Source organism: Pseudomonas spartinae (assembly GCF_965197125.1).
GTDB lineage: Bacteria > Pseudomonadota > Gammaproteobacteria > Pseudomonadales > Pseudomonadaceae > Aquipseudomonas > Aquipseudomonas composti_A.
In genome coordinates this window covers 521529-547753 of the sequence record NZ_CBDAMB010000001.1, presented here as the reverse complement: position 1 = coordinate 547753, position 26225 = coordinate 521529, and the positions used below count along the sequence as shown (strand labels likewise).

Genomic DNA, 26225 nt, shown 5'->3' with positions numbered 1-26225 from the left:
AACACTTGTTCACTGGAAGGCATGATGGCTCTGATACCCCTGTCTCTCGCGCGTCGTCTGCGCCGCCCGCTGCAGCCTTTGCGCCACCTGTGTGGCAATGGCTGGCTGCGCGAGGCCGATGCCGATTTCTTTCTGCGGCTCATCCATCCCGTTTTACGTCTGAACCGGATTCAGGCACGCGTCGAGGCACGGCGCTGGGTTGCCGAGGACATGCTGGCGCTGACCCTGAGTTGCAACGGCAACGCCCTTGGCTGGCGCGCCGGGCAGCACGTGCAGCTGCATCTGCAGCAGGATGGTGTGCGCCATGCACGCAGTTACAGCCTGACGGCAGTGCAGCCCGATGGTCGCATCGAACTGGCGATCAAGCGGCAGCCGGGTGGGCGTATGTCCAATGCCTTGCTCGATCAGGTCGCGGTTGGCCAGGTGCTGGAGCTGGCGCCCGCCTTTGGCGAGTTGAAATGGCCGGACGATGAGCGCGCGGTAATGCTGGTCGCAGCTGGCAGTGGCATCACGCCGCTGCTGGGGTTGCTGCGTGATGCCCTGGCCCGTGGTTTCAGCGCGCCGGTGACGCTGCTGCATCAGGTGCGTTGGCAGGCTCAACGGGCCTTTGTCGAGGAGCTGCAGGCACTGGCTGCGCGGCATCGCAACCTGCACCTGCGCTGGGCATTGAGTGCAGAGAACGGTGAGCGGATCAACGCGACCGATCTGGCGCAAGCGCCGGGAGCTCATCTGCTGGGCTGTGGCCCGCAGGGGTTCGTCGAGCAGCTGCGCCAGTGGTGGTTGGCGGCCGAGCGTGGCGGCAGTCTGCAACTGGAAAGTTTCACGCCCTTGCGGGCGCTGACTGTGCGAGCGGCGGATGAGCTTCGGCTTGGCTTCGCCCGCAGCCACCAGCAGGTGGCCGGCAATGGCGTGCAGAGCCTGTTGCAACAGGCCGAGGACCACGGCTTGCGGCCTGCGCATGGTTGCCGACAGGGTATCTGTGCCAGCTGTACCTGCACGTTGCTGGCTGGCACCGTGCGCGATCTGCGCAGCGGCGAACTGTTCGCCGAGCCGGGGCAGCCCATCCGTCTGTGCGTCAGCGCCCCGCATGGGGATGTGGAGATCGACCTGTGAATGCCCGTCTTGATCGCGAACTGAGCCCTGTGGAACTGGAGGCCTTCGGTGTCGAACTGGATGCCTTGCGCCAGCGTACCCTGGCCGACCTGGGGGCAGCCGATGCGCGTTACATCCGCCGTGTGCGCGGTGTGGTGCGACTGTGCTGCTGGAGCGGCCGGGCGCTGCTGATGTTCGGCTGGTTTGCCCCGACCTGGCTGCTCGGCTCCCTGCTGCTGGGCCTGGGCAAGATTCTCGAGAACATGGAGCTGGGCCACAACGTGATGCACGGCCAGTACGACTGGATGAACGACCCGGAGTTCGCCGGCCGCCAGTACGAGTGGGACATCGTTGGGCCGGCCGACTTCTGGCGGCACACGCACAATCATATCCATCACACCTATACCAATGTGCTGGGTATGGACGACGACGTGGGCTATGGCGTGGTACGGCTGTTCCCGGAGCAGCGCTGGAAGCCGTTCTACCGTTGGCAGCCGCTGTGGGTGACGATCCAGGCGCTGTTGTTCCAGTACGCCGTGGCCATCCAGCACCTGCGCCTGGACAAGCTGGTCAAGGGGCGCATCAGCAAGGACGAAGTGCGGCCACTGGCGCGTCAGTTCGGGGCCAAGCTGGTTCGGCAGTGGGGCAAGGACTACCTGCTGTTCCCTTTGCTGGCGCTGCTGCTCGGTGCCAATGCGTTGGCCGTGCTGGCGGGCAACCTGGTGGCCAACCTGCTGCGCAATCTGTGGACCTTTCTGGTGATCTTCTGCGGCCATTTCACCGAGAAGGCTGCGGTATTCGCACCGGAGGTCGTGGCGGGGGAAACGCGCGGCCACTGGTATCTGCGCCAGCTACGTGGTTCGAGCAATCTCTCCGGCGGGCCGCTGCTGCACATCCTCACTGGCAACCTCAGCCATCAGATCGAACACCACCTGTTTCCGGATCTGCCGGCGCGGCGTTATGCCGAGCTGGCGTGCGAGGTACGCCTGATTGCCGAGCGCTATGGTCAGCACTACAACTGCGGAACCCTGTCGAGCCAGTTCTGGACGGTGCTGCGGCGAATCTGGATTTACCGCTTGCCCCCTGCCGAAGGGGGGAGCAGCCAATAGCGTGACTGAACGCTTCTGTAGATCGCCGGCATGAAAAAGCCCGGCATGTGCCGGGCTTGGGGGGTTACGACCGCGTTCAGGCCGTGTGCCCACGCTGCTCGATCAAACGATCGGAGCCGCCTTCCGCCAACTGCATGCGTTGGCTGCCGGGAGTCCGCTCGGCACCGTCTTCAGCCAGCTGGATGCGTTGAGCACCGGGGGTGCGTTCAGCCCCGTCTTCTGCCAGTTGGATACGCTGGCTGCCAGGGGTGCGGTCGGAGCCGTCTTCGGCCAGATGAATGCGTTGAGCACCAGGCGTACGCTCGGAGCCGTTCTCGGCCAGCGGGGCGACGGGTTGCTGTTGCACCTGGCTGTCCTTGGCTTCACCGACCAGTGGGAAGGGCGCGCTGCTCGGTGCGGCGAATACGCTGGTGGTCATCAGGCTAAGGGCCAGGGCGGCGAGGGTCAGTTGGGTTTTCATGTCGATGTCTCCGTCGGGAGTAATAAGTGGCGTCGGAGTCAATTCTTGAGGACATGAGCGCAGATAAGAACTTGACTGGCCTGATAGTGAACATCGATACCTTCAATACTTGATCGAGAGGCTCTATCTCGGTGCTTCTGGGTTGGCGTCAGTGCGCTTGAGAATGTGCCGCGAGGCGTCGCGCCGGCTGCCCGGCACGGGTATGCTTGGCGGCCCTCGCGGGTCGTGCTCGACCCGTCCTCTTCAGTCGTTCCCCGGAGACAGCTCCAGTCATGCTCGCGGCACAGGCAATTTTGCCGATCTTCGCTTTGATCGTTCTCGGCTACCTGCTCGGCTGGCGTCAGTGGCTCACCAGTGAGTCGGCCGCCGGGCTGGCGAATATCACCTTCAAGCTGTTCATGCCGACGCTGCTGTTTGCCGGCATCGCCAAGGCATCGTTGGCCGAAGGGCTGTCGCCGATGCTGCTACTGGCCTATTACCTGCCGGTGCTGCTGGTGTTCGTCGTGGTCAATGCGCTTGCGCACTGGCGCCGCGGCACGGCGACCCCGCTGGGATTGGTGGCGGCCTTCTCCAACAACGTGCTGGTCGGCATCCCGTTGATCGCCAGCCTGATGGGCAACGACGGTTTGCTCTACGTGTTCGCCATCCTGGTTTTCCACAGCCTCACGCTGTTTTCCCTGCACAGTTTCTATGCCGCCTTCGGCAGTCAGGAGCATGTCGACGGTCGCGCGTTGCTGAAGAATCTGGCCAACCCGATGATCATCGGCCTGGGGCTGGGAGCCTTGCTCAATCTGTCCGGGCTGCAGGTGCCGGAAAGCCTGTGGCGGGCGATCACCTGGCTCGGCCAGGCTGCGCTGCCCTGTGCGTTGATCGTGCTTGGCGCCAGCCTGTCGCGTTACCGCCTGCGCCCTACCGCAGAGGCCTGGGGCGTGGGGCTGGCCAAGCTGGTGTTGTTTCCTGCATTGGTATGGTGTCTCAGCGGCCTGTTGCCGGGGCTTAACGAGAGCGCGCGCAGCGTGTTGGTGCTGCTTGCTGCCTGCCCCAGCGGGGTCAACGTGATGGCCTTCGCGCGCAGAGCTGAAGACACCCGCAGCGTCAGCGCAGCGATTTCCCTGTCGACATTGCTCTCGGCGGTGACGCTGCCGCTGTGGATGATGCTGCTGGGCATGTGAAGCTCGCCTGCGGATGCAGGCACTACGCGGTGATGGGCTGGCTGAAGCGCAGCAGATAGCCGTCCGGGTCTTGCAACATGAACTGGCGCACCCTGAGTACGCGTGTGCCGACCCGATATGAAGCTTCTTCCAGCGGCAATCTCAGCGCCAGGCCTGACTGCATCAGGCGCTGGTACAACGGCTCGAGGTCATCCACGCTGATCTGCAGATTGATGCCGCGCCCGAGCGGGCGGTCGAGTGGCATCACGGTCCAGGGATCGTCTGCCTGCTGATGCTGCTGTTCCAGCATCAAGGCTGCCTCGCCCAGAGCGATGGCGGCAAAACCTTCCTCGGGGCGTTCGTACAGCAGGCTGAAGCCCAGAGTCTTCTGATAGAAGGCCAGGCTGGCCGGCAGGTCGCTGACCTGCAGTTCGGGCGTCAGAGCTGGCAGTCGCGTGCGGCTCACGCCTGCTCCTGCGCCGCCTGCAGGGCCTCCAGCGCGGGCGCGGCATAGATACCCACTTCCACTGCCAGCTCCATCACCCGCGGCAGGTCGCTGGCGTACACCAGCACCGCTTGCAGCTCGTCGTCCAGCGGTTCGCTGAAGTCCACCAGCACATAGCCGCCGGTTTCCGGCGACAGCGCCGAGAGCTGCACCTGGATGCGGTTGAGGGCCTTGAGCGGCTCGGTCTTGGCCAGTTGCTTGGCCTTGAGTACGAACTGCACCTGCGGGCCGAAGGATTCGGTGATGCGCTGGAACAGTTCCTCGTAGCTGTCGGCCTGGAACAGCACGGTGTCCGGCAGGCTGCCGACCACCACCCATTCGCCCAGCGGGATGGGGAATTCGTCGTCGTAGTTGATATCCGGGTTGGCGGCGAGGAAGGCGGCCGGATCGGCATAGGCCAGGGCGGCCTCATCAGCGATGCGGGCGACCTCGTCCTCGGCCAGGCAGCCGGAGCTTATCTTGGCGATCAGTTCTTCCAGCTGGGCTTTCATCAGGCTATTCCTCGGTCATTCAGATGGGCGGCAAGCATAACCCAGAGCCTGTTGTGCGATGCATGGGAGAACAGGTCGGGCTTCTGGTGTAGGAGCAGCTTTAGCCGCGAGCGGCCTGTGCGGGGGCCAGAATCGCGGCTGAAGCCGCTCCTACAAAAAACTTAGCCGTAGCGTTTCTTGGCTTCGATGGCCAGGCCGCTGCCAATGCTGCCGAAGGTGTTGCCTTCTACGCTGCGGGCGTTGGGCAGCATGGCTGCCACGCTCTGGCGCAGGGCCGGAACGCCGCTGGAGCCGCCAGTGAAGAACAGGGTATCGACCTGATCGGCTTTGATGCCGGCGTCGGCCAGCAACTGCGTGAGGCTGGCGCGGATGCGTTCGAGCAGCGGCTCGATGGCGTTCTCGAACAGCGGGCGGGTCAGTTCGGCGACCAGGCCCGGCTCGACGCGCGACAGGTCGATGGGGCGTGCGTCCTGTTCGCTGAGGGCGATCTTGCTGTCTTCCACCTGCATCGCCAGCCAGTGTCCGGCACGCTGTTCGATCAGGCCGAACAGGCGGTCGATGCCGGTGGCGTCGACGATGTCGTAGCGCATGTTCTGCAACGCAAGCTGGGTCTTCTGCGCATACAGCGCATTGATGGTGTGCCAGGTGGCCAGGTTGAGGTGGTAGCTGGTGGGCATGAAGGCGTCGCTCTTCATCCGGCTGCCGTAGCCGAACAGCGGCATCACCCCGGCCAGCGAGAGCTGTTTGTCGAAGTCGGTACCGCCGATGTGCACGCCGCCGGTGGCGAGGATATCGCCCTGGCGCTCGGCCAGGTGGTGACGCTCAGGCGCCAGGCGCACCAGGGAGAAGTCCGAGGTACCGCCGCCGATGTCGACGATCAGCACCAGTTCCTCGCGATCCAGGCCCGACTCGTAGTCGAAGGCCGCGGCGATGGGCTCGTACTGGAACGACACCTCCTTGAAACCGAGCTTGTGCGCCACGGCCACCAGGGTGTTCTGCGCTTCCTGATCGGCGCTCGGGTCGTCGTCGACGAAGAACACCGGGCGGCCCAGCACCACTTCCTCGAAGGCGCGCTCGGCCTGAGCTTCGGCGCGCTTTTTCAGCTCACCGATGAAAAATCCGAGCAGGTCCTTGAACGGCAGGGCGCTGCCCAGCACGGTGGTTTCGCTCTTCAGTAGCTTGGAGCCGAGCAGGCTTTTCAGCGAACGCATCAGGCGCCCTTCATAACCCTCCAGGTACTCGTGCAGGGCCAGGCGGCCGTAGACCGGGCGACGCTCCTCGGTGTTGAAGAAGATCACCGAGGGCAGGGTGATCTTGCCGTCTTCCAGAGGCAGCAGGCTGCCCTGGCCGGGTCGCAGCCAGCCGACGGTGGAGTTCGAGGTGCCGAAGTCGATGCCGCAGGCGCGGGCGGGAGTGGAGAAGGACATGGAGCGCACAGCCGGAAAAAATGGCCGCGTATTCTATGCCAGCGCCGCGGTGGCGGCGAGTCGTCAGGAGGGCAGGTCGGGGGTCTCGTTGCGCTTTTGCTTCCATTGCGTCCATTCGAAGCCCAGCACCACCAGCAGCGACAGGGCGAACGGCAGCAGCAGATAGAACACGCGAAATACGATCAGCGCCGCCAGCACATCGGCCGCCGGGATCTCCGGCAGCGCAGCGAGGAAGGTCACTTCCAGTACACCCAGACCACCGGGCGCATGGGACAGCAGCGCCAGCGAGAAGGAGGCGAGGAACACGCCGAGCACCACCAGGTAGCCGGGATGATTGTCGGCCGGCAAGGCGAAATAGATGATCGCCGCTGCGCAGAGAAGCTCCAGTGGGCCGGCCAGCAACTGGCGGCTGACGATGGGCAGACGTGGATACTCCACGTGCAGCTTGCCCAGGGTCCAGGGTTTGAACTGGCGCCAGGAGCCCAGCACGTAGAGACCCACCAGGCACAGCAACACGCTGCCGATGACGATCGAGACCAGGGGCGTGACGTTGGCGACGCGGTGGATCAGATCGGGTTGGGCGATCAGCACACAGCCGCTGGCCAGCAGGGTGCCGAGGGCGAAGGTAAAGGAGCAGAAGACGATGAGAATGCCGATTTCCTGTGGCGTCAGCCCCTTGCTGCGATAGGCCCGGTAACGCACCAACGCGCCAGAGAACACCGAGGCGCCGATGTTGTGAGCCAGGGCGTAGGTGGTGAAGGAACAGAGGGTGATGAAACGCCAGGGAATGCGCTTGCCCAGGTGAGCCACGGCGATGCGGTCATACCAGGCCAGTGCCCAGTACGCGCCGAGCGTGGCTGCTGCGGCGAGCATCCAATTCATGTGCGTGATGGCGTCGAGGCTGCCCTTGATTTCCTCCAGGGAAATGTTGCGCAACTCGCGGTAGAGCAGGAAGCCAGACAGCACCACGGCACTGAGTCCGATCAGCGTCCAGATCAGGTCGCTGCGCTTCAGTTTGGGTTTGGCTTCTACGACAGACACCGCTAATCCTCGCTCGCTAGGCCCCGAGGTAGCGGGGCCGCATGCCTCCGTCCGAGGCGGCTGTTCATCGGCCATCCGGCCTTCGGCAATGGCCGCTAGCGGGTCGTGCCCGCGCGGCGCGCTGCGCAGTATCAGGGAGCCGCCGCCAGTACTCAACTGGCATGCATGCGGGGCCCCTTCAGTAGTTGTGTCAGCGATTGTCCTGATCGGTTCATATCCAGGCCAGGGTCAGCGCCGCCAGCACCGCGTAGCGCCCGGCCTTGGCCAGGGTGACGATGACCAGGAATATCCACAGGCGCTCGCGCATCACCCCGGCAACCAGCGTCAGGGGATCGCCAATCAGCGGCATCCAGCTCAGCAGCAACGACCAGCGACCGTAGCGTGCGTACCAGGCCTGCGCCTGTTGCAAGCGGGCCGGACTGACGGGAAACCAGCGCCGTTCCCGGTAGTGCTCGATGGAACGCCCTAGCAGCCAGTTGACCCAGGAGCCCAGTACGTTGCCCAGCGTGGCCACCAGCAGCAATGCCCAGAGCGGGTGCTGGCCTGCCAGCAGCAGGGCGACCAGCACCGCTTCGGACTGCAACGGCAAGAGCGTCGCCGCGCCGAAGGCGGAGAGAAACAGGGCCGGGTAGGCGGAGAGAGCCAGCATGTTCGGCGCGGCCGACCCTGAGGTCGGCGCTTGTCAGCGCTGCGATTCCTGGCTGGTGTTGGCCATGATCTCTTCCAGGCTCAGCCCGGTCAGGCCATGAATGGTCTTCCACAGGTAGTAGAAGATTGTCATCAGCATGATCATCGAGGGAATGGCGATCATCGGATAACTGAGTAGGGTCATGCGCCCGAGTTCGTCATTGAAGGCCTCGGTGCCGGATGGGCTGACCACGATCCACTTGGCCAGCACGTAGTTCATGAACGAGGAGAAGAAGAAGGTGCCACTGAGCCAGTAGGTGGCACGCATCAGGCGCGTTTCGAAGTGTTCGACGTGGCCGCCCTGCTCGAGGCGATCATGGATCTTGTCGACGTTGAGCACGCTCTTGTTGAACAGCAGCGTGCGAATCAGCGGGTAGCGGGTACGGGTCGAAACCAGCACGGCGATGCCGATCAGCCCGGGGATGGCGGCTTCCTTCACGGCCAGCCACTGGGTATCCAGATGCAGCAGGCCGATGCTTCCGGTCAGGGCCACGCTGACCAGGCCGAGCAGGGCGATGAAGTTGAATTTACGGTACTTGATCAGCTCGAACGCCCCCCAGACCAGGGGGAACGCCAAGGCCAGCAGCAGTGCGCCGTCGGCGCCGAGACGGTGTTCGCCACTGAGCTTCATCAGAATGAACGAGGGAATCAGAATGCTGATGGCCAGGTCGATCAGTGGGCGGGGTTTGTGCGTCGGGGTGCGGCTGTCAGTAGTGGCGGTCATAGTAGCTGGAGTCTGCTCAGGAAGCCCGATGATCGCCTGCCCGGCGCGCTAGGGCTAGCCCGACTGTCGGTTTTGAATGTGAAAAAGTATGAGTCGACAGCTTGCCGACAGGCGTCGCGACCCGGCCGGGCGATGCTAAAGTGATGGCAGAGGTCGGGAGACGAACATGCCGAGAATCATCCCTTGCGTTTGCTTGCTGCTGGGTACGGCAGCGCTTTGGTCGGCGACGGCCTGGTCGAGTGACTGCGTTGGCCTGGTGCCGGCCGGCACATCGGCCTTCTGGCGTGAGCTGGAGGCGGGCGCCAGGCGCACAGCCAACGATCTGCAGCTGGAACTCTATACGCGCGGCCCGAGCCAGGAAGGCAGCGTCGAGGTGCAGCTACAGTTGATCGACCGTGTAATCGCCCACGGTTGCAAGGCACTGATCATCGCTCCGGCTGGCGACGCCATCGACACGCGCATATCCGCCTTGCGCGCCGAAGGTATTCCCACCGTTTACGTTGATCGCGGGGTCGCGGGTGAGGGCGCTTACGCGCTGGTGGCAACCGACAACTTCCTTGCCGGCCAATTGGCCGGGCAGCAGATGGCCGAGCGTCTCGGGCGGGGGGCTCGGGTCGGGGTATTGCGCTTGCGCCAAGGGCTGCAATCGACCGATGAGCGCGAGCGCGGTTTCCTCCTGGCGGCGCAAGCTTCCGGGTTGCAGGTGGTGTTCGATACCTACCTTGGTGACGACCCCCAGCGCATCGCCACGACCCTGAGTGAGCAGTTGCCCAGGCTCGACGGCCTGTTCAGCCCCAATGGCAGCAGTACCCGCGTGACCCTGGGCGCGTTGCGCCGGCTGGGCAAGGTCGGGACAGTGGACTTCGTCGGTTTCGATGGTGGCGACCTGCTGTTCGATGCCGTACGCCAGGGACAGATTCACGCGTTGTTGCTGCAGCAGCCGCAGGCCATGGGCGATCATGCGGTACGCCTGGTGCATCGGGCTCTGAGTGGCGAGCGTGCCATGTCTCGCCTACAACTGTTACTCGAACCTCGGGTGATTACCGCCAAGGAACTGGGCGATACGACCGCTGCGCCGCAGTCTTGGTGATGGGCAACGCCGGCGTCTATTATTCTTGGTCTGGGCGCCCTGAATTCGCTGTAGGGCGCGCGCTTGACGGTGGCGTGCAATGAACTTGAAGTCCCCGGCCGTAGCGCTGGCACTGCTCGGTAGTCTCTGCGTCAACATGGCTGCTGCCGAGCTGCGGCTGTATACCGAGGATTACCGACCGTTCAGCTATCTGGACAACGGCAAACCAAGTGGCCTGGCCGTGGCCGTGGTCGAAGAGTTGATCCGTCGCACCGCAGAGCCGGCGCATATCGAACTGGTGCCCTGGACGCGCGGCTATCACCAGGTTCGAAACCAGCCCGACACGGCATTGTTCTCCACTGTGCGCACGGCGCGGCGCGAAGCCGATTTCCAGTGGGTCGGCCCGATCGCGCGGGGCTATACGCGCTTCTACACGCTCAAGGATGCCGGTCTGCGAGTCACCAGCCTCGACGATGTCCGTCGTCTTGGCACCCTGGCGATTCCCAAGCAATGGTACAGCTACGAGTTCTTGGCCGAGCTGGGACTGGAAAATCTGTATGGCGTGCCGACGCCTCAGGACATGCTGCGCATGTTCCGCCATGGCCGGGTCAAGTTGCTGCTGGCCAACAACCTGACCCTGGACGGCATGCTTGCCGAGCAGGGCATGAATGCCGGGCAGTTGCAGGAGCAGTTCGACCTGATGCCCAACGACTCCTACATTGCTTTTTCCCTGAAGACTGACCCAGCTCTGGTCGCGCGTTGGCAGCAGGCGCTGGAGCAGATGCGCCGCGACGGTAGCCTGGAAAGGCTCTACCGCCAGTGGTTTCCGATGGCCGACGAGCGCATGTTGGCCGATTTGCTGCGTAGCGATTGAAGCCGCTGCACGGCACTCCTTAGCTGGCCAGGCTGCAAGCTGGAGAGACGGTGATGGGCAAGCGGGTCAATCAATGGCTGTGTGTCTTGCTGCTGGCGTTATCTGCGCCGGTGCAGGCGCAGCTGCGTCTGCTCACCGAGAATGCGCCGCCGATGAGTTTCACGCGCGATGGCGAACCCAGCGGCCTTTCCGTCGAGGTGGTCAGAGCCTTGCTGGCGCGTACCGGCGACAACGGGCAGATCGAGGTGATGCCCTGGACGCGGGCGCTGCACCTGGCCCAGCAGCAGGAAGATATCGCGCTGTTCTCCACCGTGCGCACGGCCGAACGTGAACACCGATTCCAGTGGGTCGGGCCCATCGTGGTCGGCACTACCAGCTTCTACTCGCTCAAGTCCCGCGACCTGGTCATCGACACGCTGCAACAGGCCGCTGCCAGCGGGCCACTGGCACTGCCCAAGCAGTGGTACACCTACGAGACCCTCAGCTCGAAGGGCTTCACCAATCTCTACGGGGTGCCCAGTTCGAGGCAGATGATGGTCATGCTCAAGCATGGCCGGGTGAAGCTGATCGCCACCGAGGACCTGACCCTGGCTGGCGAGTTGGCTGCTGTCGATCTCAAACCGCAGGACGTCACGGCGCATGTGCCGTTCATGCGTTCGGCTTACTACATCGCCTTCTCCCCGCAGACCTCGGTGGTGCGTGTGGTGCGCTGGCAGCGCGCGTTGCAGCAGATGCACGAGGACGGCAGCCTCGAGGCCATCCTCAGGCGCTGGCTACCGCACGCACCCATGCCGCCCGTGCAACCGTAGCGGCTCGCGTGGCGACTGGTTAACCTGAGCACTGTTATCCACCGAGTTCGATCATGCCGCGTCGCAACCCCTCTCTCGATCTGCGCACTCGTGCCAGTGTATTCGCTCACCTTGGCGCCATGGAGCGAGCCGGAGTACCCATCGACCGTGCACTGGTCAGTCTGGATCTCGGTGCACGGCACGAGGCCGCCGTTAAGCGCCTGCGACAGATGGTGGCTAATGGGCGCGATCTGGCGAGTTCCGGCCAGTTGAGTGGCGTGTTCACGCCACTGGAAAGTGGACTGGTGCGTGCCGCACAGGAGGCCGGGGCGCTGGCGCACATCTACGAGCAACTGGCGCAGCGCTACGACGAGCAGGCGCGCCACGCAGCAGAGCTGAAGTCTCGGCTGCTGCTACCGGCCGGTGTGCTGCTGCTGGCGCTGGCGGTCAAGCCCTTGCCTGCCCTGGTGGCGGGAGGCCTCAGTGCTGTCGGCTATCTGGCAGCCGTGCTGCTGCCGGTGCTGTGGCTGTCTGCGCTGTTGTGGGGCGCGCGGGCGCTGTGGCGCCGCTGGCAACAGCGGCGAGCTGACCAGCCTGGCGCCTTCGACGATCTGCTGCTGGCCCTGCCGTTGCTGGGCAGCCTGCAGCGACGCGCTGACATGCGTGATTTCTGCGACAGCCTGGGACTGTTGCTGGAAGCAGGTATGCCGGTGCTCGACGCCCTGCCGCGTGCCTGCAGCGCGATAAGCAGTCCTCGGCTGCGGCGAGATTTCGCCACCCTGGCGCCGCGAGTGGCCGGCGGACAATCGCTGGTGCGCGCCTTCGACGGGCTGAGTTTTCCCGGCAAAGCCATGCTGATCGGCGTGCTCAATACCGGCGAGGCGACCGGTCGACCTGGCGAGGCGCTGCTGCGTTTCGCCCGCTTGCAGGCTCAGCAGCTGGCGGCGAGCCAGCAAATGCTGGCGAGTTGGGGGCCGCGCCTGTTCTATCTGGCCGTCGCGGTCTGGATGGCGTACGGCCTGCTGACCGGCGGCGGGTTCTTCCCAGCGCTGCCGGCGGAGCTGGCTGGCCGATAAATTGCTGGTCATTGGCCAGGGCGAGCCGTCTGAAAGCTGCCAGCAAGTGCCTTGCGCTAGCATTCGTCACGTCTACGCCATTACTAAAATAGAGAAAAAAGCGATTCAACCGACTTTGGAATACGCCCCATGCCCATCCTGCAACGTGCATCCCACCATGAGCTACGCAGCGCCTTTCGTGCGCTGCTGGTTTCCGACCGCTGTTATCACACCGCATCGGTCTTCGACCCCATGTCCGCCCGCATCGCCGCCGACCTCGATTTCGAGGTCGGTATCCTTGGCGGCTCCGTCGCGTCGCTCCAGGTGCTCGGTGCGCCGGACTTCGCCCTGATCACCCTCAGCGAGTTCGTCGAACAGGCCGCGCGCATCGGTCGTGTCGCGCGCTTGCCCGTCATCGCCGACGCCGACCATGGCTACGGCAATGCGCTCAACGTCATGCGCACCGTGGTCGAGCTGGAACGCGCCGGCGTTGCCGCGCTGACCATCGAAGACACCCTGCTGCCGGCCCAGTTCGGGCGCAAGACCACTGACCTGATCAGCATCGAGGAAGGTGTCGGCAAGATCCTCGCAGCACTGGAGGCGCGTGTTGATCCGGATCTGGCGATCATCGCCCGCACCCACGCCGGCGTGCTGGACGTGGATGAGGTGATCCGCCGTACCCGCGCCTACGAGGCTGCCGGTGCCGATGGCATCTGCCTGGTCGGGGTGAAGGATTTCGCTCATCTGGAGCAGATCGCCGCGGGTCTCAAGGTGCCGCTGATGCTGGTCACCTACGGTAACCCCGAGCTGCGCGATAACCCTCGTCTGGCCAAGCTCGGCGTGCGCATCGTGGTCAACGGCCACGCCGCCTACTTCGCCGCGATCAAGGCCACCTACGACTGCCTGCGCGAGCAGCGCGGTGCCGAGCCGTGCGACCTCAACGCCACCGAACTAACCAACAAGTACACCATGCCCGGTGAATACATGGCGTGGGCCCAGGAGTTCATGGAGGTCAAGGAGTAGCGCTTGCTGCCAGGCCTGCCTGGATACCGACCGTGCCGTCTGGCTCGGCTTGGCTCTGGGAGGGCGACAGGCGCCGCAATGCTGCCTGTTTGCGCCAGTGCGACTTGCCAAGGCGGTGTTGATCCTCCATAGATAGCCGATCAGGCAAACAGTGGAGAGTGCGGACATGGCCGGTGGCTGGGCAAGTGACGGCGCAGTGCAGGAACAGATCGACAGCAGTATCGAGGACGCCATCGCCCGCGCCCGCAGCCAGCTGCCCAAAGGTGAAAGCCTGCACAACTGCGAAGAGTGCGACGCGGTGATTCCCGAGGCACGGCGCCAGGCGATTCCCGGTGTGCGTCTGTGCGTGGCCTGCCAGAGTGAGCTGGACAAGCAGCAGTCGGCTGCCAGTGGTTACAACCGCCGTGGCAGCAAGGACAGCCAGCTGCGTTGAGCAAGCGGTGCGGCACCTATCGCCGAGTTGATGGTCTAGTGCTACTACGACCGTGACTCAGGAGGAGATGTCCGCATGACCATTTTCGAAGCCCTACGTATCAGCCACGACATGCAGCGCGAACTGGCGCAAAAGCTGGTCGAGACCCAGGGCGATACTCCCGAGCGCCACGCCTTGTTCGCCCAGCTCAAGCAGGAGCTGGCCGTGCATTCGGTGGCCGAGGAGCGCCATTTCTACGTCCCTCTGATGCAGCAGGACGCCGGTGTCGACTTGTCGCGCCACGCGATTGCCGAGCATCACCAGATGGACGAGATGATCGAGGACCTCGAGGCGACCGACCCCAGCAGCCCCAGCTGGCTGGCGCAGGCCAAGGCGCTGGCGGAAAAGGTCGAGCATCACCTCAAGGAGGAAGAGCACAGCTTCTTCCAGATGGCCGGCAAGCTCTTGCGCGACAAGGAGAAGGAGCAGCTGGCCGGTGATTATCTCAGCGCCTACGACGAGATGAAGCAGGCGTCCTGACAGACCTACAAGAGCCGGGCGCAAAGCCCGGCTCTTGCGTCAGAACAGAAAATAGCGCTGCGCCATCGGCAGTACTTCGGCCGGTTCGCACCAGAGCAACTGGCCGTCGGCCTTGACCTGGTAGTTTTGCGCGTCGACCTCGATGCTCGGCAGGTAGCCGTTGTGGATCAGGTCGGTCTTCTGCACCTCGCGACAGCCCTTGACCACACCGATCTGCTTCTTCAGGCCAAGCTGCTCGGGCACGCCGGCGTCGAAGGCGGCCTGGCTGATGAAGGTGATGCTGGTGGCATGGCGGCTGCCGCCGTAGCTGGCGAACATCGGCCTGTAGTGCACTGGCTGCGGCGTCGGGATCGAGGCGTTGGCATCGCCCATCAGGCTGGCGGCGATGGCCCCACCCTTGAGGATCAGCGTCGGCTTCACCCCGAAGAAGGCCGGGCGCCACAGCACCAGGTCGGCCCACTTGCCCACTTCGATCGAACCCACTTCGTGGCTGATGCCATGGGTGATTGCTGGGTTGATGGTGTACTTGGCGATGTAACGCTTGGCGCGGAAGTTGTCGTTGCCGGGCACGTCTTCGGGCAGCGTGCCGCGCTGTTTCTTCATCTTGTCAGCGGTCTGCCAGGTGCGGGTGATCACTTCGCCGACACGGCCCATGGCCTGGCTGTCGGAACTGATCATGGAGAAGGCGCCGAGGTCATGCAGGATGTCTTCGGCGGCGATGGTTTCGCGGCGAATACGGCTCTCGGCGAAGGCCACGTCCTCGGCGATGCTCGGGTCGAGGTGGTGGCAGACCATGAGCATGTCCAGGTGTTCGTCGATGGTGTTCTTGGTGAATGGTCGGGTCGGGTTGGTCGAGGACGGCAGCACGTTGCGGAAGCCGCAGGCCTTGATGATGTCCGGCGCGTGGCCGCCACCGGCGCCCTCGGTGTGGTAGGTGTGGATGGTGCGGCCCTTGAACGCGCCGAGGGTGGTTTCGACGAAGCCGGACTCGTTCAGGGTGTCGGTGTGGATCGCCACCTGCACGTCGTACCGGTCGGCCACGCTCAGGCAGTTGTCGATGGCGGCCGGGGTGGTGCCCCAGTCCTCGTGCAACTTGAGGCCGATGGCACCGGCTTTCACCTGTTCGATCAGCGGCTCGGGCAGCGAGGCGTTGCCCTTGCCGGTAAAGCCAAGGTTCATCGGGAAAGCGTCGGCGGCCTGGAGCATGCGCGCCATGTGCCACGGCCCGGAGGTGCAGGTGGTGGCGTTGGTGCCGGTGGCCGGCCCGGTGCCGCCACCGATCATGGTGGTGACGCCGCTCATCAGCGCCTCTTCGATCTGCTGCGGGCAGATGAAGTGGATGTGGGTGTCGATGCCGCCAGCGGTGAGGATCATGCCTTCCCCGGCGATCACCTCGGTACCGGCGCCGATGGCGATGCTCACATCGGGCTGGATGTCCGGGTTGCCGGCCTTGCCGATGGCTTTGATGCGCCCGTCCTTGAGGCCGACGTCAGCCTTGACGATGCCCCAGTGGTCGATGATCAGTGCGTTGGTGATCAGGGTGTCGACCACATCGGCGGCGCACAGCTGGCCCTGGCCCATGCCGTCGCGGATGACCTTGCCGCCACCGAACTTCACTTCTTCACCGTAGGTGGTGAAATCCTTCTCCACTTCTATCCACAGGTCGGTATCGGCCAGGCGCACCTTGTCGCCGACGGTGGGGCCGAACATGTCGGCATAGGCTTGTCTGCTGATTTTCATATTCGTTTCCTTTGTGGCGCGAAGGCCGGCGCGTGTTTGTCTGTCGGGGATGAGGAGTGGCGGTTCTTCTGTAGGAGCGGCTTGAGCCGCGAAACTGTTATCGCGGCTAAAGCCGCTCCTACAAGACTCACCTCAATCCAGGTCGCCCATCACCCGGCCGGCGAAGCCGAACACGCGGCGCGCGCCGGCCAGTTCGACCAGTTCCACCTCGCGGCTCTGCCCCGGCTCGAAGCGCACGGCGGTTCCCGCCGGGATATTCAGGCGCATGCCACGCGCGGCGGCACGGTCGAACAGCAGGGCGTCGTTGGTCTCGAAGAAGTGGTAGTGCGAGCCGACCTGAATCGGCCGGTCGCCGCTGTTGGCCACGGAAAGGGTCAGGGTACGGCGGCCGGCATTGAGCTCGATCTCGCCGTCAGCAATCTGGTATTCACCGGGAATCATTAGGAAGGCCTCGAGAGCGTCTTGTAGTAGATGGCGTTGGCTCGGTAGATGCCGTCCGGGCCGCAGGCGTAATCAGGCAGGCCACCAATGTGGCTGTAGCCCAGGTGGCGATAGAGTTGTTCCGCATCGCTGCCAGCCTCGGTATCGAGGTACAGCAAGCCTCGTTTCAGGGCGATGGCTTCCTGCTCGACGGCTTGCATCAACAGGCGCGCGATACCACGCCGCCGCGCGCTGCTCAGCACCAGCAGCTTCTGGATTTCCGCGCGGTTCAGGCCGTTGGGTTTCTGGCACAGGCTCAGTTGCACGCTGCCCAGCACCTGGCCGTGCTCGCACGCGACCCAGAGCTGCAGCGAGCCATCGTGCAACGCCACCTCCACCTGGGCGAAATATTCAGCGGCTGCCTGTGCATCGAGGTCGGCGAGAAAGCCCACCGAAGCGCCGTGGCCGACCGCATCGAGCAGCAGGGTGATCAGGCCCGGACGATAAGCGGCGAATTGCTCGGCAGAGAGGCGTTGCAGCGTCACGTCCATGGTGTCACTCCGTGGCGCCAAGGATCAGTTGCATAAAGGTCAGATCCAGCCAGCGGCCGAACTTGCGCCCGACCTGGGGCATCTGCCCGGTGGTGACGAAACCTGCGCGTTGGTGCAGGCGAATCGAGGCGGCGTTTTCCGATTCGATGGCGGCGACCATGACGTGCAGGCCAGCTTCGCGGGCACGCTCGATCAGCGCCTGCATCAGCACCGGCCCCAGGCCCTGGCCGCGTTGGTCGGCGCGCACGTAGACCGAATGCTCGACGGTGTGACGAAAGCCTTCGATGCTGCGCCAGGTGCCATAGCTGGCGTAGCCGAGCACCTCGCCGCCAGCGTCACGCGCGACCAGCACCGGGAAGCCGGATGCCGTGCGTTCGGCCAGCCAGGCGCGGCGGTTGGCGAGATCCACCAGGGTCTCGTTCCAGATCGCCGTGGTGAACTCCACCGCGTCGTTGTAGATGGCCAGGATGCCGGGCAGGTCGGCTTCGCTGGCGTCCGTAATCAGATGGCGCATGGTTCAGGCAATCGGTTGGTGGACGGTCACCAGCTTGGTGCCGTCGGGAAAGGTGGCTTCGATCTGGATCTCCGGGATCATCTCCGGCACGCCCTCCATCACCTGATCGCGGGCCAGCAGGGTGGTGCCGAAGTGCATCAGCTCGGCCACCGTCTGGCCGTCGCGGGCACCTTCGAGCAGGGCGGCGGAGATATAGGCCATGGCCTCCGGGTAGTTCAGCTTGACCCCGCGCGCCAGACGGCGCTCGGCCACCAGGCCGGCGGTGAAGATCAGCAGCTTGTCTTTCTCGCGTGGACTCAGATCCATCGTGTCGCTCCATGGGGCGTATGCCAGGCATCGCCGAATACGTCGTGGTGGTAGGGCGGGTGTCGCTTTTTACATCCGCCGTCATGTGCTCCAGATGCGCGGGGGCACGGCTTCCCGGCCCAGCAGCGCCGGGCGCAGCAGGCGCCAGAGGGCGATCAGCCAGGCGCGGGCCTTGAGTGCTTCGCTGGCCAGGCAGCGCGCGACCAGCAGCCCCGAGAGCTGGCTGAGATCACCGCGGACGCCTTCGATCTTCAACTCACGGCAGCGCTCCAGCAGTTCGCCGTCCAGCTCGCCGCTGGCAAGCAGGGTGGCGAATACCGGTTGGCCGTCGAGGCCGATGGGCGAGTCGAGCAGGCCGTCATCACCGGCAACGCGTTGACGTTCATGCCAGAGCAGCTTGCCGTCACGGCGGATATCCAGCGCGGCCTGGAAGTGGCCGCTGTCGAAGCGCTCGTCTGCAGCGGGGCGGCCAAGGGCGATGATGTCCCAGTAGAACAGGCGGGCGTCACCATGCAGGTCGATCTGTGTGTGCAGTTCGGCCTGGGCGCCAGCGTAGATGATGGTTTCCTGCGGCAGCCACTCCAGGGTGGCGCCGGCGTCGACGCTCAGGCGCAGATCCTGGTGGGCCACGCCGGCGGCACGGTACCACTTGGCCGCACCGGGGCTGGTGAGTTGTACCCAGGTGCCCTCACCGGCATGCGCCGAAATATCCAGGCGGTCGCCGCCGGCTATGCCGCCGGGCGGGTGGACGATGATGTGTTGGCAGACTTGCGGGCCTTCGGCATACAGGTGCTTCTGCACTCTAAGAGGGCCGAGGTGGCGTCTTTGCACTGGCGTGGTGCGTTCGCCGTGGCGCGCGTAGGCCAGCTCCAGCTCGGCAGGCCAGCTTGGCGTGAACAGGGCGGCAGGCAGATTCATGGCAGGGCAGGGGTTCCGCAGGATACTTGACCGGGTGGGCAAGCAAGAGGCGTGCCCCGAACCAATTCGGTGCGTGATTGCCCGCAGCAATTGCCATGCATGCGAGCGCTAGGGTTTGTACGAAAAGTCGGCGAGCGAAGGTCAGGCGATACCGATGGCGGCCCCACAAAAACGGGTGAGGAACGGACTGGGCTCGCACTCGAGTCTGCGAGCTGTAAATGAGCATTACTCACTTCGTTCGCCCTTCGGGCCGCACTGAAGCGCGTTGGCCGCAAGCGGCCTGCCGACCCGTTTTTAACGAAGCATCACCGAGCGCAGGCACTTTTCGTATAGAGCATAGGAGCCGTCGCGGCTGAAGCCCCTCCCACAAGGTGTGTTGGTCAGATCGCCACCAGCCCGCGCACGCCCTCGGCTTCCATGTTCTCGCCACGGCCCTGCTGGACGATCTCGCCACGGCTCATCACCAGGTACTGGTCGGCCAGCTCGGCGGCGAAGTCGTAGAACTGTTCCACCAGCAGGATGGCCATGTCGCCACGCTCGGCCAGTTTGCGAATCACCGCGCCGATCTCCTTGATCACCGAGGGCTGGATGCCTTCGGTGGGCTCGTCGAGGATCAACAGGCGCGGCTGGCTGGCCAGGGCGCGGCCGATGGCCAGCTGTTGCTGCTGGCCGCCGGAGAGGTCGCCGCCACGCCGGTGCTTCATCTCGCGCAGCACCGGGAACAGCTCGTAGATGAATTCCGGCACGGTCTTGGCCTGGCTGCCGGGAAAGCGTGACAGGCCCATCAGCAGGTTTTCCTCGACCGTGAGGCGGCCGAAGATCTCGCGGCCCTGCGGCACGTAGGCGATGCCGGCATGCACGCGCTGGTGCGGTTTGAAGGCGGTGATGGGCTTGCCCTCCCATTGCACGCTGCCATCCTTGGCCGGGATCAGGCCCATCAGGCATTTGAGCAGGGTGGTCTTGCCCACGCCGTTACGGCCGAGCAGGCAGGTGACTTCGCCGACCTTCACGTCGAACGACAGGCCACGCAGGATGTGGCTGCCGCCGTAGTACTGGTGGAGCTGTTGGACTTGCAGCATGACGTACCTCTCGTGCCCACGCCCAGCGTGGGTATGCAACTGACGACGCTTCGCGGCGCTGGAGCGTTGAGCGTGTCGGGAGGGGTTCCCGCGCGGGCGGTATGTGGCCTCGCAGTGGAAACCATCAATTTTCTTCGCGGCTGAAGCCGCTCCTACAAGGCTGTGATGGACATCTCGTAGGAGCGGCTTCAGCCGCGAATCAGGGAGCGATGGTTCAACGACCCAGATACACCTCGATCACCCGCTCGTCGTTCTGCACCTGCTCCAGCGAGCCTTCGGCCAGCACGCTGCCCTGGTGCAACACGGTGACGTGGTCGGCGATGGAGCCGACGAAGCCCATGTCGTGCTCGACCACCATCAGCGAGTGCTTGCGTGCCAGGGACTTGAACAGCTCGGCGGTGAACTCGGTCTCGGCATCGGTCATGCCCGCTACCGGTTCGTCGAGCAGCAGCAGATGCGGTTCCTGCATCAGCAGCATGCCGATTTCGAGAAACTGCTTCTGACCGTGGGAGAGCAGGCCGGCCGGGCGGTTGCGCGAGGCTTCCAGGCGGATGGTGGTCAGCACTTCCTCGATACGATCCTTCTGCTCGCCGTTGAGCCGGGCGCGCAAGCTGGCCCACACCGACTTGTTGGTCTTCTGCGCCAGCTCCAGGTTCTCGAACACCGTCAGTGCTTCGAACACCGTCGGCTTCTGGAACTTGCGGCCGATACCAGCCTGGGCGATCTGCACTTCGCTCATGGCGGTCAAATCGTACTGCTCGCCGAAGTAGGCCACGCCGTTGTCGGGGCGGGTCTTGCCGGTGATCACGTCCATCATGGTGGTCTTGCCGGCGCCGTTGGGGCCGATGATGCAGCGCAGCTCACCAACGCCGATGTACAGGGTCAGGTTGGTCAGCGCCTTGAAGCCATCGAAGCTGACGTTGATGTCTTCCAGGGTGAGGATGGTGCCGTGACGAACGTTGACGCCCTTGCCGACGGTCTTGCCGGTGTCCAGCGCCAGGCCGGTGGGGTCGAAGGCGGCTTCGAGCATTGTTTCGGGTAGTGGCGTGGCTCTCATTGATCTTTCTCCTTGCGCAGCAGACCCACCACGCCCCTCGGTAGAAACAGGGTGACGACGATGAACAGCGCACCGAGCGCGAACAGCCAGTACTCCGGGAAGGCCACGGTGAACCAGCTCTTCAGGCCGTTGACGATACCGGCGCCGAGCAGCGGACCGATCAGCGTGCCGCGCCCGCCGAGGGCGACCCAGACGGCGGCTTCGATGGACTGCGTCGGCGCCATTTCGCTGGGGTTGATGATGCCCACCAGCGGCACGTACAGCGCGCCGGCCAGGCCGCACAGCACGGCCGACAGCACCCAGATGAACAGCTTGTAGCCGCGTGGATCGTAGCCGCAGAACATCAGGCGGTTCTCGGCGTCACGCAGGGCGGTGAGCACCCGGCCGAACTTGCTGCGCGCCAGACGAAAGCCCAGGTACAGGCTGCCCACCAGCAGTACCACGGTGGCGAAGAACAGCGCGGCGCGGGTGCCTTGCGCGGTGATGTCGAAGCCGAGGATGCGGGTGAAGCCGGTAAAGCCGTTGTTGCCACCGAAGCCGGTTTCGTTGCGGAAGAACAGCAACATGCCGGCGAAGGTCAGGGCCTGGGTCATGATCGAGAAGTACACGCCCTTGATCCGCGAGCGGAAGGCGAAGAAGCCGAACACCAGGGCCAGCAAGCCGGGCGCCAGCACCACCAGGCACATCGCCCAGAGGAAGCTGGAGGTGCCGTACCAGTACCAGGGCAACTCGTTCCAGGCCAGGAAGCTCATGAACGCCGGCAGGCCGTCACCGGCGCTCTGGCGCATCAGGTACATACCCATCGCGTAGCCGCCGAGGGCGAAGAACAGGCCGTGGCCCAGCGACAGCATGCCGGCGTAACCCCAGACCAGATCCAGCGCCAGGGCGACGATGGCGTAGCAGAGGATCTTGCCCACCAGCGTCAGCGAATAGGCCGAGATGTGCAGGCTGTGCTCGGCCGGCAGCAGATGCAGCAACGGCATGGCGACGAGAATCGCCAGTACCAGCAGGCCGACAGCCAGTGAAACCTGCGGGCCGAGCTTGGCGCTGGCACGGGCCAGCAGCGTTTGATTCAGTGGCGCAGTCATCGGGGCATGCTCGCGTCAAGGGGCGCACCGCGGTGCAGGCGGCCAGCGCGCCAGGCTAGGCGTGGAGCGCAGGCGATGGTCGTTCCCTCGGCAAGCTTCACAACGACGCATGGCGCGTTGGCAGCCGCAACCCGAAGGGCCGCTGACTCGATGGCGGCTGGGGCATTCAGGCAGTTTTGCATTGGCAGCATTCTCATGTTCCTTCGCATAGCGCCGCCAGCGTGGCTGCGGCGCGGTCGTCAATTGGCGTGAGCAGGCCCCGCTTAGTCGATCACCCTTCCTTTCAGTGCGAACAGGCCTTGCGGGCGCTTCTGGATGAACAGAATGATCAGCGCGAGGATGAGGATCTTGCCGAGTACCGCACCGATCTGCGGTTCGAGGAACTTGTTCACCACGCCCAGGCCGAAGGCGGCCAGCACGCTGCCGGCCAGTTGGCCGACGCCACCGAGCACCACCACCAGGAAGGAGTCGATGATGTAGCTCTGGCCGAGGTCCGGGCCGACGTTGCCGATCTGGCTCAGGGCCACGCCGCCCAGGCCGGCGATGCCCGAGCCCAGGCCGAAGGCGAGCATGTCCACGCGGCCGGTGGGTACGCCGCAGCAGGCGGCCATGTTGCGGTTTTGCGTTACCGCGCGCACGTTCAGGCCCAGGCGCGTCTTGTTCAGCAATAGCCAGGTCAGGACCACGACGAACAGCGCGAAGCCGATGATGACGATGCGGTTGTAGGGCAATACCAGATTCGGCAGCACCTGTACGCCGCCGGACAGCCAGGCCGGGTTGGCCACCTCGACGTTCTGCGCACCGAAGGTGACGCGCACCAGCTGAATCAGGATCAGGCTGATGCCCCAGGTAGCCAGCAGGGTCTCCAGCGGGCGGCCATAGAGGTGGCGGATCACCGTGCGCTCCAGGGCCATGCCGATGCAGGCGGTGACCAGGAAGGCGATCGGCAGCGCAGCCAGCGGGTAGAGCGTCAGGTATTCGGGGGCCAGGCGCTGGAAGCTCAGCTGCACCACGTAGGTGGTGTAGGCACCGAGCATTAGCATCTCGCCGTGGGCCATGTTGATCACCCCGAGCAGGCCGAAGGTGATGGCCAGGCCCAGCGCTGCGAGCAACAGGATCGAGCCCAGCGACAGGCCGCTGAAGGCCTGGCCGAGTAACTCGCCGATCAGCAGTTTGTTCTTCACCTGGGCCAGGCTCTGTTCGGCGGCGCTGCGTACGGCGGTATCGCTTTCTTCACCATCGAGCAGGCTTTGCAGGCGCGTGCGGGCCAGCGGGTCGCCGGTTTCGCCCAGGCGCTCCACGGCCGCCAGGCGCACGGCCGGATCGCTGGCTTCCAGTTGCAGGTTGGCCAGGGCCAGGGTAATGGCGTCACGCACATCCTCGTCGGCTTCCATGCTCAGACGATTTTCCAGCAGCGGCAGCAATGCCGGCGGCGTATTGCGTTGCAGTTGCTTGGCGGCGCCAAGGCGCACGGCCGCATCGTCGTCGAGCAACTGATGACTGGCCACGGCGACGCCGATCAGGCCGCGCAGGCGGTTGTTCAGGCGCAGCTTGCGCGGCGTGCCATTGGCCTCGGCTGCGCCGTCGGCGGCCTGCCAGGTGCCGGCCTGTTCGATGAAGGCGCGTTTGTCGGCATCGCTGGCGACGCGGCCCTGCTGCAGGGCTTGCAGCAGTGGCATGCGATCTGTGGTGGGGGCTGCAGCCCAGCTCTGCAGGAGTTTGGCCTGCTTGCTGGCGTTGGCTGCGGCGAAGTCGTCGGCCTCGCCAGCAAGCGCTGCCAGTGGCAGCAACAGCAGCAGGCTCAGCAGTATTCGGGTAAGGGCAGTGGGCATAGGGGTGTCCTTGGCGTAGCCCGGATGAAGTCCGGGGCGAGCTTCCCGGATTGCATCCGGGCTACGGCGACCCTCTCCCTAGCCTCTCCCCCTCTTCATAAAAGAAAGGGGGGGGAGGGGACTGGTACGGTGCAGTGCATCGCTCCGTGCAGCTTGTCTCCCCTCTCTCGCTTGCGGGAGAGGGGCTGGGGGAGAGGGGCTTTTGCCTTAGTTCGACTTCACCGGGGTATCGGCTTTCTTGTCGTTACCCTCGATGTACGGGCTCCACGGCTGGGCGCGGATCGGGCCTTCGGTTTCCCAGACCACGGAGAACTGACCGTCTTCCTGGATCTCGCCGATCATCACCGGCTTGTGCAGGTGGTGGTTCGTCTCGTCCATCTTCAGGGTGAAGCCGCTCGGCGCCGCGAACTCCTGGCCAGCCATGGCTTCGCGCACCTTGTCGACGTCGGTGGTACCGGCTTTCTCGACGGCCTGTGCCCACATGTGGATGCCCACGTAGGTGGCTTCCATCGGATCGTTGGTTACCACAGTGTCGGCGTTCGGCAGGTTCTTGGCCTTGGCGTAGGCTTTCCAGTCAGCGACGAACTTCTCGTTGACCGGGTTCTCCACGGACTGGAAGTAGTTCCACGCCGCCAGGTGACCGACCAGCGGCTTGGTGTCGATACCGCGCAGTTCTTCCTCACCGACGGAGAAGGCTACGACCGGTACTTCGGTGGCTTCCAGGCCCTGGTTGGCCAGTTCCTTGTAGAACGGCACGTTGGAGTCGCCGTTCACCGTGGAAACCACAGCGGTCTTGCCGCCGGCGGAGAACTTCTTGATGTTGGCGACGATGGTTTGATAGTCGCTGTGGCCGAAGGGGGTGTAGACCTCTTCGATGTCCTTGTCGGCGATGCCTTTGCTGTGCAGGAAGGCGCGCAGGATCTTGTTGGTGGTGCGTGGGTAGACGTAGTCGGTGCCGAGCAGGAAGAAGCGCTTGGCGCCACCGCCGTCTTCGCTGAGCAGGTATTCCACTGCCGGAATGGCTTGCTGGTTTGGCGCCGCACCGGTGTAGAACACGTTCGGCGACATTTCTTCACCTTCGTACTGCACCGGGTAGAACAGCAGGCCGTTGAGCTCTTCATAGACCGGCAGCACGGATTTGCGCGACACCGAAGTCCAGCAGCCGAAGGTCACGGCGACCTTGTCCTGGGTCAGCAACTGACGGCCGCGCTCGGCGAACAGCGGCCAGTTGGACGCCGGGTCTACCACCACCGCTTCGAGCTGCTTGCCGAGCACGCCGCCTTTGGCGTTGATCTCGTCGATGGTCATCAGCGCCATGTCTTTGAGCGAAGTTTCGGAAATGGCCATGGTGCCGGACAGCGAGTGCAGGACGCCGACCTTGATGGTCTCGGCGGCCTGGATGGACCAGGAAAGGCCCATGGCGGCAATGGACGCGGAAAGGGTAAAGGCCTTGATCAGGCTGCGACGTTGCATGGTGCGTTCTCCATTCTCAACTTGAGTAAGTGGACAGCTCTTTATTGTTCGGCAGTGATTCAAAGGTCATTTACGTCACCCTTGCACCGGCAGTGCCCGTTGCCGGGCGCTGTGCAGCATGTGCAGGGTGATCTTGCGCACTTCCGCTTTGCTGACCTCTATGTGGGTCTTGAGCAATAGCTGTGCCTCTTCGCAGCGACGCGACAGGATCGCGCCGAGGATGCGTGCGTGTTCCTCGTAGGTGAGCGCCACGCGCGGCTCCTGGGTGAAGTCCAGGCGCCTGATAATTCGGATCTTTTCGCTGACTTCGGCATGCAGGCGGGCCATCTCGCGGTTGCCGGCGGCTTCCACCAGTTGGCAGTGAAAGCGTTCGTCCAGACGCGAGACTTCGCGGCCGTCCTGCAGGCGCTGCTCGGGTTGCACCATCCAGGTGCGACGCAGCTGTTCCAGTGCATCCGGCAGCTCTTCATTGGGGCGCTCGCACAGGCGCTTGACCGCCTCCAGCTCAAAGACGATGCGCACCTCGTAGAGCTCCTCGAAATGGGTGAAATCGAACGGCTTGACCTGCCAGCCGCTGCGGAAATACACCTCCAGGTAGCCCTCGCGCTCCAGGCGATACAGCGCCTGACGCACCGGCGTGCGGCTGGCGGCCATGCGCTCGGCGATCTCGCCTTCGGAAAAACGGTCACCCGGCAGCAGGCGGAACTCGAAGATGTCGTCCTTGAGCTGGGCGTAGATGCGCTCGGCGAGATTCTCCGGGCGCTCCTTGCCACGCTTGGCCGGGCTGACCAGTTGCATC

Annotated in this window: 29 protein-coding genes; 10 read left to right on the top strand and 19 right to left on the bottom strand. The window is 64.4% G+C overall.

Annotated features, from left to right (window positions below; genetic code table 11):
• Window positions 1-24 precede the first annotated feature (24 nt).
• Window positions 25-1113 carry a ferredoxin reductase gene (locus ACN8M7_RS02570; RefSeq protein ID WP_061237482.1) on the top strand — a complete coding sequence of 363 codons (1089 nt, stop codon included), beginning with the start codon at window positions 25-27 and terminating at the stop codon, window positions 1111-1113.
• Window positions 1110-2201, top strand: a complete 1092-nt coding sequence (locus ACN8M7_RS02565) for a fatty acid desaturase family protein (RefSeq protein WP_490259669.1) — start codon at window positions 1110-1112, stop codon at window positions 2199-2201. The genes ACN8M7_RS02570 and ACN8M7_RS02565 overlap by 4 nt, the downstream gene beginning before the upstream one ends.
• Window positions 2202-2277: 76 nt before the next feature.
• On the opposite strand, the gene ACN8M7_RS02560 is transcribed toward ACN8M7_RS02565, so the two are convergent.
• Window positions 2278-2661: a hypothetical protein gene (locus ACN8M7_RS02560; RefSeq protein WP_061237484.1), complete on the bottom strand. Its 384-nt coding sequence runs from the start codon at window positions 2659-2661 to the stop codon at window positions 2278-2280.
• 272 nt (window positions 2662-2933) lie between these two features.
• Between ACN8M7_RS02560 and ACN8M7_RS02555 the strand changes: the two genes are divergently transcribed.
• The gene (locus ACN8M7_RS02555) at window positions 2934-3833 is read left to right on the top strand and encodes an AEC family transporter (protein ID WP_490259668.1); all 900 of its coding nucleotides are present in this window, start codon (window positions 2934-2936) and stop codon (window positions 3831-3833) included.
• Window positions 3834-3855: 22 nt separating this feature from the next.
• On the opposite strand, the gene ACN8M7_RS02550 is transcribed toward ACN8M7_RS02555, so the two are convergent.
• From ACN8M7_RS02550 to ACN8M7_RS02525, 6 genes are all read right to left on the bottom strand, one after another.
• Window positions 3856-4278 (bottom strand): bleomycin resistance protein, encoded by a 423-nt coding sequence (locus tag ACN8M7_RS02550; protein WP_197432120.1) that lies wholly within the window; start codon window positions 4276-4278, stop codon window positions 3856-3858.
• A complete protein-coding gene (locus tag ACN8M7_RS02545) occupies window positions 4275-4808 on the bottom strand; it encodes a hypothetical protein (protein WP_490259667.1) in 534 nt (177 codons plus the stop codon). The genes ACN8M7_RS02550 and ACN8M7_RS02545 overlap by 4 nt, the downstream gene beginning before the upstream one ends.
• 161 nt (window positions 4809-4969) lie before the next feature.
• Window positions 4970-6235, bottom strand: coding sequence for an Hsp70 family protein (locus ACN8M7_RS02540; RefSeq protein WP_061237487.1), 1266 nt, complete (start codon window positions 6233-6235; stop codon window positions 4970-4972).
• Window positions 6236-6298: 63 nt separating this feature from the next.
• Complete coding sequence (locus ACN8M7_RS02535; protein ID WP_061237488.1) at window positions 6299-7276, bottom strand: lysylphosphatidylglycerol synthase transmembrane domain-containing protein; 978 nt, start codon at window positions 7274-7276, stop codon at window positions 6299-6301.
• Between the two features lie 211 nt (window positions 7277-7487).
• Complete coding sequence (locus ACN8M7_RS02530) at window positions 7488-7925, bottom strand: YqaA family protein (protein ID WP_490259666.1); 438 nt, start codon at window positions 7923-7925, stop codon at window positions 7488-7490.
• A gap of 33 nt (window positions 7926-7958) precedes the next feature.
• Entirely contained in the window at window positions 7959-8687 is a 729-nt protein-coding gene (locus ACN8M7_RS02525) for a VC0807 family protein (protein WP_490259665.1), read from the bottom strand.
• Window positions 8688-8853: 166 nt separating this feature from the next.
• Here ACN8M7_RS02525 and ACN8M7_RS02520 point away from each other — a divergent pair, with 166 nt between their 5' ends.
• The 7 genes from ACN8M7_RS02520 to ACN8M7_RS02490 all read left to right on the top strand — a co-directional run bounded on the left by ACN8M7_RS02520 (window position 8854) and on the right by ACN8M7_RS02490 (window position 14448).
• Window positions 8854-9777, top strand: a complete 924-nt coding sequence (locus tag ACN8M7_RS02520) for a substrate-binding domain-containing protein (RefSeq protein ID WP_061237491.1) — start codon at window positions 8854-8856, stop codon at window positions 9775-9777.
• Between the two features lie 79 nt (window positions 9778-9856).
• The gene (locus ACN8M7_RS02515) at window positions 9857-10630 is read left to right on the top strand and encodes a substrate-binding periplasmic protein (RefSeq protein WP_490259664.1); all 774 of its coding nucleotides are present in this window, start codon (window positions 9857-9859) and stop codon (window positions 10628-10630) included.
• A gap of 53 nt (window positions 10631-10683) precedes the next feature.
• Entirely contained in the window at window positions 10684-11439 is a 756-nt protein-coding gene (locus ACN8M7_RS02510) for a substrate-binding periplasmic protein (RefSeq protein ID WP_490259663.1), read from the top strand.
• A gap of 53 nt (window positions 11440-11492) precedes the next feature.
• Window positions 11493-12494: a type II secretion system F family protein gene (locus ACN8M7_RS02505; protein WP_490259662.1), complete on the top strand. Its 1002-nt coding sequence runs from the start codon at window positions 11493-11495 to the stop codon at window positions 12492-12494.
• A 138-nt stretch (window positions 12495-12632) separates the two neighbouring features.
• Window positions 12633-13496 carry an isocitrate lyase/PEP mutase family protein gene (locus tag ACN8M7_RS02500; protein WP_490259823.1) on the top strand — a complete coding sequence of 288 codons (864 nt, stop codon included), beginning with the start codon at window positions 12633-12635 and terminating at the stop codon, window positions 13494-13496.
• Window positions 13497-13662: 166 nt separating this feature from the next.
• Window positions 13663-13929 carry a DksA/TraR family C4-type zinc finger protein gene (locus ACN8M7_RS02495; protein ID WP_061237496.1) on the top strand — a complete coding sequence of 89 codons (267 nt, stop codon included), beginning with the start codon at window positions 13663-13665 and terminating at the stop codon, window positions 13927-13929.
• 75 nt (window positions 13930-14004) lie between these two features.
• Complete coding sequence (locus ACN8M7_RS02490; protein ID WP_490259661.1) at window positions 14005-14448, top strand: hemerythrin domain-containing protein; 444 nt, start codon at window positions 14005-14007, stop codon at window positions 14446-14448.
• A gap of 39 nt (window positions 14449-14487) precedes the next feature.
• Here the strand turns inward: ACN8M7_RS02490 and ureC are convergent, their stop codons facing one another.
• From ureC to ACN8M7_RS02430, 12 genes are all read right to left on the bottom strand, one after another.
• Complete coding sequence (gene ureC / locus ACN8M7_RS02485; protein WP_490259660.1) at window positions 14488-16188, bottom strand: urease subunit alpha; 1701 nt, start codon at window positions 16186-16188, stop codon at window positions 14488-14490.
• A gap of 132 nt (window positions 16189-16320) precedes the next feature.
• Window positions 16321-16629, bottom strand: coding sequence for an urease subunit beta (locus ACN8M7_RS02480; protein ID WP_179575480.1), 309 nt, complete (start codon window positions 16627-16629; stop codon window positions 16321-16323).
• On the bottom strand, window positions 16629-17159 hold the full coding sequence (locus ACN8M7_RS02475) for a GNAT family N-acetyltransferase (protein ID WP_490259659.1): 531 nt from the start codon (window positions 17157-17159) through the stop codon (window positions 16629-16631). Before ACN8M7_RS02475 ends, ACN8M7_RS02480 begins: the two co-directional genes overlap by 1 nt.
• A gap of 4 nt (window positions 17160-17163) precedes the next feature.
• Window positions 17164-17673, bottom strand: a complete 510-nt coding sequence (locus ACN8M7_RS02470; RefSeq protein ID WP_490259658.1) for a GNAT family N-acetyltransferase — start codon at window positions 17671-17673, stop codon at window positions 17164-17166.
• Between the two features lie 3 nt (window positions 17674-17676).
• A complete protein-coding gene (gene ureA, locus ACN8M7_RS02465) occupies window positions 17677-17979 on the bottom strand; it encodes an urease subunit gamma (protein ID WP_004425162.1) in 303 nt (100 codons plus the stop codon).
• Between the two features lie 81 nt (window positions 17980-18060).
• Window positions 18061-18897 carry an urease accessory protein UreD gene (locus ACN8M7_RS02460; protein ID WP_061237502.1) on the bottom strand — a complete coding sequence of 279 codons (837 nt, stop codon included), beginning with the start codon at window positions 18895-18897 and terminating at the stop codon, window positions 18061-18063.
• Window positions 18898-19277: 380 nt separating this feature from the next.
• A complete protein-coding gene (gene urtE, locus ACN8M7_RS02455; protein WP_061237503.1) occupies window positions 19278-19976 on the bottom strand; it encodes an urea ABC transporter ATP-binding subunit UrtE in 699 nt (232 codons plus the stop codon).
• Window positions 19977-20190: 214 nt separating this feature from the next.
• Entirely contained in the window at window positions 20191-21033 is an 843-nt protein-coding gene (gene urtD, locus ACN8M7_RS02450) for an urea ABC transporter ATP-binding protein UrtD (RefSeq protein ID WP_490259657.1), read from the bottom strand.
• Complete coding sequence (gene urtC / locus ACN8M7_RS02445) at window positions 21030-22121, bottom strand: urea ABC transporter permease subunit UrtC (RefSeq protein WP_490259656.1); 1092 nt, start codon at window positions 22119-22121, stop codon at window positions 21030-21032. The genes urtD and urtC overlap by 4 nt, the downstream gene beginning before the upstream one ends.
• 263 nt (window positions 22122-22384) lie before the next feature.
• Window positions 22385-23953 (bottom strand): urea ABC transporter permease subunit UrtB, encoded by a 1569-nt coding sequence (gene urtB / locus ACN8M7_RS02440; RefSeq protein WP_490259655.1) that lies wholly within the window; start codon window positions 23951-23953, stop codon window positions 22385-22387.
• Between the two features lie 207 nt (window positions 23954-24160).
• Window positions 24161-25426 (bottom strand): urea ABC transporter substrate-binding protein, encoded by a 1266-nt coding sequence (gene urtA, locus ACN8M7_RS02435; RefSeq protein ID WP_061237508.1) that lies wholly within the window; start codon window positions 25424-25426, stop codon window positions 24161-24163.
• 75 nt (window positions 25427-25501) lie between these two features.
• Window positions 25502-26224, bottom strand: coding sequence for a GntR family transcriptional regulator (locus ACN8M7_RS02430; RefSeq protein WP_490259654.1), 723 nt, complete (start codon window positions 26222-26224; stop codon window positions 25502-25504).
• Window position 26225: the final 1 nt, after the last annotated feature.